The organism is Streptomyces sp. SID1328 (assembly GCF_009865595.1).
In the GTDB taxonomy this organism is placed as follows: domain Bacteria; phylum Actinomycetota; class Actinomycetes; order Streptomycetales; family Streptomycetaceae; genus Streptomyces; species Streptomyces griseoluteus.
In genome coordinates this window covers 1-11,320 of sequence record NZ_WWKH01000333.1, presented here as the reverse complement: position 1 = coordinate 11,320, position 11,320 = coordinate 1, and the positions used below count along the sequence as shown (strand labels likewise).

General features: G+C 72.7%; 12 protein-coding genes and 2 pseudogenes. 4 read left to right on the top strand and 10 right to left on the bottom strand.

What is annotated here, in order from left to right; all coding sequences use genetic code 11:
• A pseudogene (locus GT030_RS09910) lies at nucleotides 1–563 on the top strand (N-acetylmuramoyl-L-alanine amidase); the annotation flags it as partial.
• 21 nt (nucleotides 564–584) lie between these two features.
• Here the strand turns inward: GT030_RS09910 and GT030_RS09905 are convergent.
• The 3 genes from GT030_RS09905 to GT030_RS09895 all read right to left on the bottom strand — a co-directional run bounded on the left by GT030_RS09905 (nucleotide 585) and on the right by GT030_RS09895 (nucleotide 2,461).
• Complete coding sequence (locus tag GT030_RS09905; protein ID WP_086695114.1) at nucleotides 585–1,082, bottom strand: hypothetical protein; 498 nt, start codon at nucleotides 1,080–1,082, stop codon at nucleotides 585–587.
• Nucleotides 1,083–1,153: 71 nt separating this feature from the next.
• Nucleotides 1,154–2,056, bottom strand: a complete 903-nt coding sequence (locus tag GT030_RS09900; RefSeq protein WP_161200776.1) for a universal stress protein — start codon at nucleotides 2,054–2,056, stop codon at nucleotides 1,154–1,156.
• A 162-nt stretch (nucleotides 2,057–2,218) separates the two neighbouring features.
• A complete protein-coding gene (locus tag GT030_RS09895; RefSeq protein ID WP_161200775.1) occupies nucleotides 2,219–2,461 on the bottom strand; it encodes a DUF397 domain-containing protein in 243 nt (80 codons plus the stop codon).
• A gap of 249 nt (nucleotides 2,462–2,710) precedes the next feature.
• Here GT030_RS09895 and paaK point away from each other — a divergent pair, with 249 nt between their 5' ends.
• Nucleotides 2,711–4,006 (top strand): phenylacetate--CoA ligase PaaK, encoded by a 1,296-nt coding sequence (gene paaK / locus GT030_RS09890; protein WP_161200774.1) that lies wholly within the window; start codon nucleotides 2,711–2,713, stop codon nucleotides 4,004–4,006.
• Here the strand turns inward: paaK and GT030_RS09885 are convergent.
• The 5 genes and pseudogenes from GT030_RS09885 to GT030_RS09865 form a co-directional block, all read right to left on the bottom strand.
• Nucleotides 4,003–5,495: pseudogene (locus GT030_RS09885) on the bottom strand (acyl-CoA synthetase). The gene paaK and the pseudogene GT030_RS09885 overlap by 4 nt on opposite strands.
• Nucleotides 5,496–5,551: 56 nt before the next feature.
• Nucleotides 5,552–7,111 (bottom strand): NAD(P)/FAD-dependent oxidoreductase, encoded by a 1,560-nt coding sequence (locus GT030_RS09880; RefSeq protein WP_161200773.1) that lies wholly within the window; start codon nucleotides 7,109–7,111, stop codon nucleotides 5,552–5,554.
• Nucleotides 7,112–7,150: 39 nt separating this feature from the next.
• Nucleotides 7,151–7,702: a hypothetical protein gene (locus tag GT030_RS09875; RefSeq protein WP_237522300.1), complete on the bottom strand. Its 552-nt coding sequence runs from the start codon at nucleotides 7,700–7,702 to the stop codon at nucleotides 7,151–7,153.
• A gap of 219 nt (nucleotides 7,703–7,921) precedes the next feature.
• Nucleotides 7,922–8,779 (bottom strand): oxygenase MpaB family protein, encoded by an 858-nt coding sequence (locus GT030_RS09870; RefSeq protein ID WP_161200772.1) that lies wholly within the window; start codon nucleotides 8,777–8,779, stop codon nucleotides 7,922–7,924.
• Between the two features lie 39 nt (nucleotides 8,780–8,818).
• The gene (locus tag GT030_RS09865; RefSeq protein WP_135794311.1) at nucleotides 8,819–9,214 is read right to left on the bottom strand and encodes a ferredoxin; all 396 of its coding nucleotides are present in this window, start codon (nucleotides 9,212–9,214) and stop codon (nucleotides 8,819–8,821) included.
• Between the two features lie 142 nt (nucleotides 9,215–9,356).
• Here GT030_RS09865 and GT030_RS09860 point away from each other — a divergent pair, with 142 nt between their 5' ends.
• Nucleotides 9,357–9,722, top strand: coding sequence for a DUF6479 family protein (locus tag GT030_RS09860; protein WP_202459914.1), 366 nt, complete (start codon nucleotides 9,357–9,359; stop codon nucleotides 9,720–9,722).
• 27 nt (nucleotides 9,723–9,749) lie between these two features.
• Here the strand turns inward: GT030_RS09860 and GT030_RS09855 are convergent, their stop codons facing one another.
• The gene (locus GT030_RS09855) at nucleotides 9,750–10,199 is read right to left on the bottom strand and encodes an RpiB/LacA/LacB family sugar-phosphate isomerase (protein WP_086693859.1); all 450 of its coding nucleotides are present in this window, start codon (nucleotides 10,197–10,199) and stop codon (nucleotides 9,750–9,752) included.
• 387 nt (nucleotides 10,200–10,586) lie between these two features.
• Here GT030_RS09855 and GT030_RS09850 point away from each other — a divergent pair, with 387 nt between their 5' ends.
• Nucleotides 10,587–11,072, top strand: a complete 486-nt coding sequence (locus GT030_RS09850; RefSeq protein ID WP_161200771.1) for a phospholipase — start codon at nucleotides 10,587–10,589, stop codon at nucleotides 11,070–11,072.
• A 53-nt stretch (nucleotides 11,073–11,125) separates the two neighbouring features.
• Here the strand turns inward: GT030_RS09850 and GT030_RS09845 are convergent.
• On the bottom strand, nucleotides 11,126–11,320 hold a 195-nt coding region (locus tag GT030_RS09845), incomplete at its 5' end, for a SpoIIE family protein phosphatase (RefSeq protein WP_161200770.1).

Genomic DNA, 11,320 nt, shown 5'->3' with positions numbered 1-11,320 from the left:
GCGTCCCGTGCCCGGCACACGGTTCCGGCGAGGTGCGGCTCTACTCCGACCACGATGTGAACGCGCCGCTGATCAAGGACATCGGCCTGGGCACCGCACCGACCGACGGCGTCAACGACCTGTCCTCGCGCGTCTCCACCGGCCAGCAGTACGTGGTCGCGGACCGCTGGGGCGACTGGACGGCGATCTGGTACCTGGGGCAGAAGGCGTGGTTCCTGAACCCGCACCGCGAGGCCACCGCGGTCCCCGCGTCCGGGGTCACGATCACCCCGAAGGCGGGTCTGGCGAGCGTCCCGGTGTACGGCCGCGCCTACCCGGAGAAGGAGGCGTACCCGGCGGGCGTCCCGGCGCAGTCGGTGGTGCCGTTGCCGTACACGATCCCCGCCGGGCAGAAGTACGTCGTCGGTGACCGGGTGCCGGGCGAGTACTACTACGCGGTCACCTTCACCGAGGACTCGCACCGGGTGATCACCGGCAAGGACCTGTACTACGAGATCCAGTACGGCCACCGGGTCGGATTCGTCCGCGCGGCGGACGTGGACCTGGCGGCCGCCCGCCGCTAGGCCGACAGGGACCGGGCGGCCTCAGCCCTGCTGGAACAGCTCCGCCGGGAGCGGCTTCAGCAGGGCGTACAGGTCGTCGGTGATGGGGCGGTCCCAGGCGGCGATGGTCACCAGGACGCCGTCGCTGCGGTCGAACTGCACGCAGGAGATCCGGCCCTCGGAGAGCTTGAGGCGGCGGACGATCAGCAGGTTGTCGCCCTGGAGGACGGGGGTGTCCTCGGAGCCGACGACGGTGACCTCCTCCTCGTTGTCCAGCGCGAGCAGGAGCTGGGCGACCTCGAAGGGGATCTCGCCCTCGGCGGTCTCGCGGGCCGGGGAGCCCTCGGGGAGGTTGCCGATGATCATGGCGGGGCCACGGCCGCCGAACAGGTCGTAGCGCAGGAAGACGCCCTGGCAGCTTCCGTCGGGGGCGGGCAGCAGGCCCGCGCCGAGGTTGCCGGGCCAGTCGCCGGGGTCCATGGCCAGCACGTCGAAGTCTGGTCCGGCGGGAGTGGCGCTGCGGCGGCGGAGGAACGACATGCCGCCAATGGTACGTGCCCGAGGGGGCCCGGCGGCGTGCGGGAGCCCTCCCGGCATGCCCCCGTGCGGGCTCATTCCTCGACGGGGCTTGAGGGCACGACGGCGACGGGGCTCGCCGCGTGCAGCAGGACGGCCTGGGTGACCGAGCCGAGCATGCGGGCGGGCGCGAGCAGCCGGCGCCGGTGGCGGCCGACGACGACCAGATCGGCGCCGGCCGAGAGGGCGACCAGGTGTCCGGCGGCGTCGCCCGGCAGCGCCTCGGCCTCCGCGTCGACACCGGGGTACTGGGCGCGCAGCGGGTCGAGGAAGCCCTCGGCGAGGACGCGGGTCTCGCTCTCCACGGCGACCTGGTCGATGGGCGGCGGCACGAGCTGGCCGGGGGCGGACCAGGTCTGTACGGGCCACGGGTAGGCGGCGATCACCTTCAGGCGCGCGCCGAGCAGCGACGCCTCGGCGAAGGCGAAGCCGAGGACGCCGTCGTCGGGGCTGTCGACATGGAGCCCGACGACCACCCGGCGTCCGGGTTCGGCCGGGGGCTCCGCGTGCACCTCGCGGCCGGGGCGGGGGACGACGACCACCGGGCACGGCGTGTCGCGGGCGGCGGCGACGGAGTTGGAGCCGAGCAGCAGGCTGGCGAAGCCGCCCCGGCCGCGTGAGCCGAGGACCAGCAACTGGGCGTCGGCGCCCAGTTCGGGCAGGACCGCGCCGGGTACGCCCTCGACGGCGACGTACTCCACGGTGGGCAGGTCGGGCAGGCCGGCGAGCCGGTCGCGGACCTCGTCCAGCACGGGGTCGCCGCTGTCGTCGGGCGGACCGGCGACGAGGACGTCGGCCTGGCCCCAGGCCGCGTACTGGCGGACATGCACCACGCGCAGCGGTGCGACGCGGCGGCGGGCGGCCTCCAGGGCCCAGTCGAGGGCGCGCAGGCCGTCCTCGGAACCGTCGACCGCGGCGATGACCGGCACAGCGCTCATCGTTCCTCACCTCCCGGACGCGGCCTCCCCGTGCCGGGGCGGGCCTCTTGTCGGGGCCAGCCTCGCTCAGGCGGCGCTCGGGTGGCGGCGGCGCGGGGCGCGTGTTGGGCAATCGCGGCCGGAACACCCCCGGTCGGCTCCGGCCGGGTCCGCACGGTCGCGTCAGGTGAGGTCGAACTCGCCCTCGCGGGCCCCCAGGACGAAGGCGCCCCATTCGGCGGGGGTGAAGATCAGGGAGGGGCTCTCGGGGCGCCGGCTGTTGCGCATGGCGATGAAGCCCTCGACGAAGGCGATCTGGACATCGCCCCGACCCCCGCTGCTGGACTGCCACTCGGCCCCGCTGAGATCCAGGTCCGGCTTGTCCCAGCCCATGAGCGACTGCTGCTGGATGGTGCTCTCGGCCACGTCCGTGCTCCTCCCATTACGTCGTCCGCGGCTCAGCCTAGCGACCGGCCAGGACGCCGCACAGGCCACGTGAGGGGGACCTTGTGGCGGGTGGGTGTACGCGGGTGCCGGGCCGCACACGGAAAAATCCCGGCCCGCCTCTTGCCCGGGGCCCGACGGCCTGAATTACTGGCCTCGGCAGGATCGACCGAATGATCGGTCGTCCGTATTGCGTGTCGTGATGTGTGTCGTGTGCGAAGGGATGCCCCGATGGCGGATGAGAGGGACCTGCTGGACGCGGGCGAGCGGCTGGGGCCCGAGGAACTGCGGGCACTCCAGCTGGAGCGGCTGCGCGCCTCGCTGCGGCACGCCTACGCCCATGTGCCGTTCTACCGGGAGTCCTTCGACAAGGCGGGGGTCCTCCCGGAGGACTGCCGCTCGCTGGCGGACCTCGCGCACTTCCCCTTCACCACCAAGGCGGACCTGCGGGCGAACTACCCGTACGGCATGTTCGCGGTGCCCCGCGAGCGGGTGCGGCGGCTGCACGCGTCCAGTGGGACGACGGGGCTGCCCACGGTGGTGGGCTACACCGACAACGACCTTTCGGTGTGGGCGGACATGGTGGCCCGCTCGATCCGGGCGGCGGGCGGTCGGCCCGGTGACGTCGTCCATGTGGCATACGGCTATGGACTGTTCACCGGAGGACTGGGCGCGCACTATGGCGCCGAGCGGCTGGGGTGCACGGTGGTGCCCGCGTCCGGGGGCATGACGTCCCGGCAGGTGCGGCTGATCCAGGATCTCGGGCCCGGCGTCATCATGGTCACCCCCTCGTACATGCTGACGCTGCTGGACGAGTTCGAGCGGCAGGGCGTGGACCCGCGCTCCACCTCACTGCGGGTGGGGGTGTTCGGGGCGGAGCCGTGGACGGAGAGCATGCGGCGGGAGATCGAGGAGCGGTTCGCCATCGACGCCGTGGACATCTACGGTCTCTCGGAGGTGATCGGTCCGGGCGTGGCGCAGGAGTGCGTGGAGACCAAGGACGGTCTGCATGTGTGGGAGGACCACTTCTACCCGGAGGTCGTGGACCCGATCACCGGTGAGGTGCTGCCGGAGGGCGAGCGGGGCGAGCTGGTGTTCACCTCGCTCACCAAGGAGGCGATGCCGATCGTCCGCTACCGGACGCGGGACCTGACCCGGCTGCTGCCGGGGACGGCGCGGGTGTTCCGGCGGATGGAGAAGATCACCGGGCGCAGCGACGACATGGTGATCCTGCGCGGGGTCAATCTGTTTCCCACCCAGATCGAGGAGATCGTCCTGCGCACCCCCGGTGTGGCGCCCCACTTCCAGCTCCGGCTGACGCGGGAGGGACGCATGGACGCACTCACCGTACGGGCGGAGGCGCGTCCGGGTGCCACGCCGGAGGCGCGGGAGGCGGCGGCCCGGTCGATCGCGGCGGGGGCGAAGGACGGCATCGGGGTGTCGGTGTCCGTGGAGATCGTGGAGCCGGAGTCGCTGGAGCGCTCGGTGGGCAAGATCCGCCGCATCGTGGACCTCCGCCCCCGCTAGCCGAGTCGGTCGCGCAGCTCCCTCTTCAGGATCTTGCCGCTGGCGTTGCGCGGGAGGCCGTCCAGGAAGTGCACGCGCTTGGGGGCCTTGAAAGCCGGGAGCTGCTCGCGGACGTGGGCGATCAGCGCGTCCTCGGTGACCTCGCCGCGGGTCACGACGACGGCGGTGACGGCCTCGATCCAGCGCTCGTCGGGCAGTCCGATCACGGCGGCCTCGGCGACCGCGTCGTGGGTGTAGAGGGCGTCCTCGACCTGGCGGGAGGCGACCAGCACCCCGCCGGAGTTGATGACGTCCTTCACCCGGTCGACGATCGTGAAGTAGCCGTCGGCGTCGCGTACCGCGAGGTCGCCGGAGTGGAACCAGCCGTCGCGGAAGGCGTCGGCGGTCTCCTCGGGCTTGTCCCAGTAGCCCTCGCAGAGCTGGGGCGAGCGGTAGACGATCTCGCCGGGGGTGCCGTCGGGCACCTCCGCGCCCTCCTCGTCGACCACGCGGGCGTCCACGAACAGCACGGTGCGGCCGCAGGAGTCCAGGCGCCCCTTGTGCTCGCTGGGGGCGAGCACGGTGGCGAGCGGGCCGATCTCGCTCTGCCCGAAGCAGTTGTAGAAGGCGAGGCCGGGCAGCCGTTCGCGCAGCTTCTCGAGAACGGGCACCGGCATGATCGAGGCCCCGTAGTACGCCTTGCGCAGGCCGCCGAGGTCGCGGTCGGCGAAGTCGGGGCGGCCCGCGAGCGCGATCCACACGGTGGGCGGCGCGAACAGGCTGTCGCAGCGGCCCCCTTCGATCAGGTCGAGCAGGCGGTCGCCGTCGGGGGCGTCGAGGACCGTGTTGGTCGCGCCGACCGCCAGGTACGGCAGCAGGAAGACGTGCATCTGTGCCGAGTGGTAGAGCGGCAGCGCGTGCACGGGCAGGTCACCGGCGCTCAGGTCGAGCGCGGTGATCGCGCTGAGGTACTCGTGGACCAGCGCCCGGTGGGTCATCATCGCGCCCTTGGGCAGCGCGGTGGTGCCGGAGGTGTAGAGCAGCTGGACGAGGTCCTCGGTGCGCGGCTCTGGCCCGCCGTACGGCTCGGTGGCGGCCAGCCCCGCGAGCAGGGAGTCCTCGGTGTCGCGCAGCGGGAGGGCGCGGGTGCCGGCCGGGAGCCGGCCGGCGAGGGCCGGGTCGGTGAGGGTGAGGGCGCTGCCGGACTGGTCGAGCAGGTAGGCGAGGTCGGCGCCGGTGAGGTTCTGGTTGACCGGGACGTGGACGAGGCCCGCGCGGGCACAGCCGAGGAAGGCGATGAGGTAGGCGTCGGAGTTGTGGCCGTAGGCGGCGACCCGGTCGCCCTTGTCCAGGCCCCGGGCCAGCAGCCAGGCGGCGGCGCGGGAGACGGCGTCGTCCAGTTCGGCGTAGGTCCAGGTGCGGTCGCCGTACTTCAGCGCCACGCGTGCCGGGGTGCGGCGGCGCTGCGGCGCAGCACCCCGTCGACGGTGCTGCCGTGTCCCTGTGTCATGAGAGCCGATCCTCGGGCCGGCCGCCCGGCGAGGTCAAGATCTTCGGCGGCCGGTGTCACTCCCCCAGTACGGCCATCGCCGCGTTGTGTCCGGGCACCCCGCTGACCCCGCCGCCGCGCACCGCGCCCGCGCCGCACAGCAGGACGTTGGCGTGCCGGGTCTCCACGCCCCAGCGGCCGGTGTCCTCCTCGCCGTAGGGCCAGGTGAGGGGGCGGTGGAAGATGTTGCCGCCGGGCAGGCCGAGGTCGCGGTCGAGGTCGAGCGGGGTCTTCGCCTCGATGCAGGGGCGGCCGTCGGCGTCGGTGGCCAGGCAGTCCGCGAGAGGTTCGGCGAGGTGGGCGTCGAGCTGGGCCAGGGTGGACTTCAGCAGTTCCTCGCGTACGGCGTCGTTGTCGTGGGTGAAAAGGCGGGCGGGGGTGTGCAGGCCGAAGAGGGTGAGGGTCTGGTAGCCGCGCTCGGCGAGGTCGGGGCCGAGGATGGTGGGGTCGGTCAGGGAGTGGCAGTAGATCTCCGAGGGCGGGGCGGCGGGGAGTTCACCGGCGGCCGCCTGGGCGTGGGCGGTGGCGAGCTGCTGGTAGCCCTCGGCGATGTGGAAGGTCCCGGCGAACGCCTCGCGCGGGTCCACGGAGCCGTCCTTGAGCCGGGGCAGCCGCTTGAGCAGCATGTTCACCTTGAGCTGGGCGCCTTCGGCGGGCTCGGGCGCCGGGTCGCCGGTGAGGGCGGCGAGTTCGCGCGGGGAGGCGTTGACCAGGACGTGCCGGGCGGCGGCGACGCCCTCGCCGTCGGCGGTGCGGTAGGTGACCTCGGCGGTGCGGCCGTCGGTGTCGATGCGGACCGCCTCGTGCCCGGTGACGATCTCGGCTCCGGCCGCGCGGGCCGCGTCCGCGAGGGCGTCGGTGAGGGCGCCCATGCCGCCGACGGGCACGTCCCAGGCGCCGGTGCCGCCGCCGATGACGTGGTAGAGGAAGCAGCGGTTCTGGGCGAGGGAGGGATCATGGGCGTCGGCGAAGGTGCCGATCAGCGCGTCGGTGAGGACGACACCCCGGACCAGGTCGTCGCGGAAGTTCTCCTCGACGGTGACCCCGAGCGGCTCCTCGAACAGGGCCCGCCAGGCGTCCTCGTCACCGACGCGGGCGCGCAGTGCGGCGCGGGTGGGCAGCGGTTCGGTGAGGGTCGGGAATACCCGCCGGGCGACTTCGCCGGTCATGCCGTAGAAACGCTGCCATGCGGTGAACTCGCGCTCGTCGCCGGTCAGTTCGGCGAAGGCCCGCCGGGTGCGCTCCTCGCCGCCCCCGACGAGCAGCCCGGTGGCCCGGCCGCCGCGCTCGACGGGGGTGTACGAGGAGATGGTCCGCCCCCGCACCCGGAAGTCCAGCCCGAGCTCCCGGACGATCTTGTCCGGCAACAGGCTGACGAGGTACGAGTACCGCGACAGCCGGGCGTCCACCCCGGCGAACGGCCGGCTGGACACCGCAGCGCCCCCGGTGTGCCCGAGCCGCTCCAGCAGCAGGACCGAGCGCCCGGCGCGGGCGAGATAGGCGGCCGCGACCAGGCCGTTGTGTCCCCCGCCGACGATGACGGCGTCGTACGTCCGGGTTCCCTCGTGTGCAGGCATGGTTCTTGGTAGCACGGTTGATCTTCGCCGGGTAGAGGACTAGTCCGTGCAGTTCACTCCCGCCGCGCTGCCGTCGGCGTACGAGCCGACCGTGACCTCGTAGCCGATGCCCTTGCCGGGGTCGGGGACGGGGGACCAGGAGCCGAGCTGGAAGTCGACGTCGAGCACCAGGTGGCGTCCGTCGTCGGTCCGGGTCCAGCAGGCGGCGCCGGCCTGCGGGGCGGGTCCGCTCTGCCAGCCCTGGGCAGCGGCGGTGCGGGTGTAGTGGTCGATGACGGCCTGGCGGGTGCCGGGGAAGGCGTAGACGCGGTCGGCGTGCAGCCAGGCCGGGCCCGCGCTGTCGTCGTCGCAGCCCGTGGAGACGCCCGCGCCACGGTAGTTGGCGGGGTCGGCGGCACCGGCGGGCGGCGAGGACAGCACCTTCTGGGCGGCGAGGTCCTTGCGCGCGGCGCCCGAGCCGTCACAGCTTCCGCCGCTGTCGACGAGGGAGCATCCGGTGAGCAGGGCGGCGGGCAGCAGGAGGGCGGCGGGGAGGGTGGTGCGGCGGAACAAGGAGGTGGCGGTGGGTGCGATGGGGGCTGTGGGGGGCAACTCTGCTCCTGAGTAGGGGGGTTGGCGAGCGCGCCGATGCGCTCCCGGAAGGGCGGGAGCGCACCGGTGCACGGGTGTCACCGGGGTGCGCCGCTGGCGGCTGTCCCCAGAGGTAGCCGTGACGGAAGAGGCAGCTGCCGACCTAGCGGCGATACCGGTACAGCAGATCCCGCGAACTCCCTTGCTTTTGTCGGGCCTCGGCAAAAGACGATCATGGCCTCAGTGCGGCACGCGCGCCGGGTCGGGGCGGGCGGAGGGGCCCAGGCCGGCGACCGCGTGCAGCAGGTGGCGGGGTGGGGTCCGGCGGCGCAGTGAGCCGGGGATCGCGCGCAGGAGGGTGCCCGTGGTGCGCAGGTGGCGGGTGACCGTGGCGGGCTGGGGCGCGGGGCGGCCGTAGAGGGCGTGGGCCCAGGTGGGGAGGGAGGCGTAGGCGAGGCCGGCGACGTGGCGCCAGAGGAGGGCGCGGGCCGGGACGAGGAGGGGGTGGACCGGCGGGCGGCGCAGGAAGTCGTCGACCTCGCGGGCCTCGGCTCCGGCGGCCAGCTCGGGGCGGACCTTCTCGAAGTAGGCGTCGAGTGCGGCCCGGTCGGCGGGGACCCGGGCCGGGTCGAGGCCGACCAGGCGGGCGCTCGCCCGGTGCTCGGCGAGGTAACGGTCGGCCTGGGGGCCGGTGAGCGGGAAGCCGGAGCGGCGCAGGACATGGAGGTAGGACCCGATCTCGGCGCAGTGCACCCAGAGCAGCAGCTCCGGCTCGCCGACCCCGTAGCGCTCACCTGTGTCCGGGTCGGTCGCGGTCAGCATGCTGTGGATCCTGCGCACGCGCTCCCCGGCGCGCTCGGCGTCCTCGGTGGTGCCGTAGGTGGTGACGCCGACGAAGTCCGCGGTGCGCCGCAGCCTGCCCCAGGCGTCACGGCGGAAGTCGGAGTTCTGCAGGACACCGCGCACCGCGCGCGGATGCAGGGCCTGGAGGTAGAGCGCGCGGATGCCGGCGATCCACATCATCGGGTCGCCGTGGACCTGCCAGGTCACCGAGGCAGGGGTGAACAGGCCCGGATCGCGTGCGCGCGCCTCGTCCATGCCCGCAGGCTACGCCGTGCCTCCCGCGCCCGGACAGGGTCAGGCGGCGAGGGCCGCCATGAAGTCCGTGCACGCCTGGGCGCAGGTGCGGCAGGCGTTGGCGGCGTTCTCGGCGCCGGGCTGGCCGTCGAACGCCTCGGCCGCCTCGACACAGAGCGAGCGGCACCATTCGAGCTGGAGTTTGATCTCGTCCTCGGTGCCCTCACCGTCCGCGCGGCCCTCCTCGGAGAGCGCGCGGCACGTGGTGTCGCACACCTCGGCGCACATGATCCCGAGGCGCCGGGCGCGCTCCTGCCCGGCGGTGCCGTACGAGCCGACGAGGCTGGCGCGCACCGCGCAGGCCCGCGCGCAGTCGGAGCAAGCCTGGGCGCAGGCGAACCTGTCCTCGAGGAACTGGTAGAGCTGCTCTCGTGAAGGGTGGGGCGGAGGTGTCACAGGGGGCGGGTAGCCGTGGTGCGGCGGCGTAAACGCGTGGACAACGGCCTAGTGGGCGCCAAAAGCCGGTGGAACACCGGTTGCTACGAAGGGCCACGCAAAGTGTCCGGTTCGTACTGTTTGTACGGGGTACTCCACTGCTATGAACACCGCAATGACACAGTTGGCGGCACCGAGCGGGCTCATCAGCCTGGTGCTCTTCGTCGTGGCCGTCGGCGTGCTGGCGCTGCTCGGGGGCGGCTTCTGGATCAACAGCCGGATCAAGGACAGGGAGCCACTCCGCCCCAGCGCCGAGGAACAGCCGCACCTTCCCCCGGAGGGCGTGACTCGGGAGATACAGGAGAACCGGGAACCCGACGAGATCCCGCAGACCCCCAAGGGCGGGCGCGCGCTCACCCCGTACGAACTCCACAACATGCACACCAGGACAAGTGAGAACAAGGACCGGCCGCGCTGGAGCAAGGGGTCCAGCGGCTCCTTCGGCGGGGGCGGTCTGGGCGCCCACTGACTCGGAACCCTTCCTGCGGGGACCGCCTCAGCGTGGCCGCGCGTCGAGTGCTTCGACGTGGGCCACGTTGCGGCGGTCCTCTTCGTCCTGGCTGGGCGCGGCCGCGAACCAGGCGTCGAGGATCTCCTTCAGCAGCGGCTCCGAGGTGAGGCGCAGGCTGAGGGCGAGGACATTGGCGTCGTTCCAGCGGCGCGCGCCCTCCGCCGTGGCGGCGTCGGCGCAGAGCGCGGCGCGCACCCCCGGCACCTTGTTCGCGGCGATCGAGGCGCCGGTGCCGGTCCAGCAACAGACGACCGCCTGCTCGGCCGCGCCCTCGGCGACCTCCCGCGCGGCGGCCTCGGAGCACACCGCCCACTGAGGGTCGGCCCCGGCCCGCAGCGCGCCGTGCGCGCGCACCTCGTGACCCCGCTCGCGCAGTTCGGCCACGAGCAGACGGGCCACCGGTTCGTCCATGTCGGAGGAGACGGAGATCCGCACGGGTCACCTCTTTTCCGTTTCGCCTGTCCAGGCGTCCACGCTACCCAAACTCGGCCCCGATTCCGAGACGGGTTCCGTCGAGCTGGACGGCGCACTCCCCACGCGGCCGGGACCCGGCTGCCCCGCGGTCCGTCGCCGGCCCACGGCCGGGTGAGGGGGAGGCCAACGCCGAGCTGCACATGACGGTGCGTCAACTTTGTTGTCGGGGCGCTCACTTGACTTACGCGCCGGTTTGGCCGAGTTGAAGCCGGTTCGAGCTGACAGTTTGTTGAATTCGCGCGAGAAATTTTTTGACATGGACTGTTCAGGTCACCGAGTGGTGGTCCAAGCTGACCCCGCCTCACGAACCCCGCGAGGCTTGCTGGGCCCCACACTCGGAGGTCTTCCATGCGCCGTCCCCACGCCGTCTCGCTCGCCGCCGCCGGTGCCGCTCTGGCACTCCCCGCGGTGCTGGCACTCGCCGGTGACGCCTCGGCGGCGCCCGCCGACAAGCCGCAGGTGCTCAGCTCCTGGACCCAGACCAGCGCCGCCAGCTACAACGCCTGGGTCTCCGCGCGGGGCAACCAGGGCGCCTGGGCCGCCTACGGCTTCGACTGGTCGACGGACTACTGCAGCTCCTCCCCCGACAACCCCTTCGGCTTCCCCTTCCAGACCGCGTGCGCCCGCCACGACTTCGGCTACCGCAACTACAAGGCCGCCGGCACCTTCTCCGCGAACAAGTCCCGTATCGACTCCGCCTTCTACGAGGACCTCAAGCGCGTCTGCAACAACTACTCCGGTGCCACCAAGACCTCCTGCGACTCCACGGCCTGGACCTACTACCACGCCGTCGACATCTTCGGCCTGAAGGGCGCGGACACCGCCCGCTCCTGACCAACTGCGCCGGGCACGCCATCGGTTGGCGTGCCCGGCTTCCGTGTGCGGAACTACGCCCCGCCGAACCGCGCCAGCAGCAGCGCGACATCGTCCGCCGACGTGCGGTCGACCGTGTCGAGGAGACTGTCGCAGGTCTGCTGAAGGGAGCCGGTCGCGTTCTCCAGCGTGCGGCAGAGGGCGTGGAGTCCGATGTCGATGGCGTCGTACCGGGTCTCCACCAGGCCGTCGGTGTAGAGGGCGAGCAG

Excerpts from the sequence above, each read along its gene's own strand:
- GT030_RS09905 (WP_086695114.1), bottom strand. The coding sequence starts at position 1,082 with ATGTCGTTCCTCCGCCGCCGCAGCGCCACTCCCGCCGGACCAGACTTC.
- GT030_RS09900 (WP_161200776.1), bottom strand. The coding sequence starts at position 2,056 with ATGAGCGCTGTGCCGGTCATCGCCGCGGTCGACGGTTCCGAGGACGGC.
- paaK (WP_161200774.1), top strand. The coding sequence starts at position 2,711 with ATGGCGGATGAGAGGGACCTGCTGGACGCGGGCGAGCGGCTGGGGCCC.
- GT030_RS09880 (WP_161200773.1), bottom strand. The coding sequence starts at position 7,111 with ATGCCTGCACACGAGGGAACCCGGACGTACGACGCCGTCATCGTCGGC.
- GT030_RS09870 (WP_161200772.1), bottom strand. The coding sequence starts at position 8,779 with ATGGACGAGGCGCGCGCACGCGATCCGGGCCTGTTCACCCCTGCCTCG.
- GT030_RS09860 (WP_202459914.1), top strand. The coding sequence starts at position 9,357 with ATGAACACCGCAATGACACAGTTGGCGGCACCGAGCGGGCTCATCAGC.
- GT030_RS09850 (WP_161200771.1), top strand. The coding sequence starts at position 10,587 with ATGCGCCGTCCCCACGCCGTCTCGCTCGCCGCCGCCGGTGCCGCTCTG.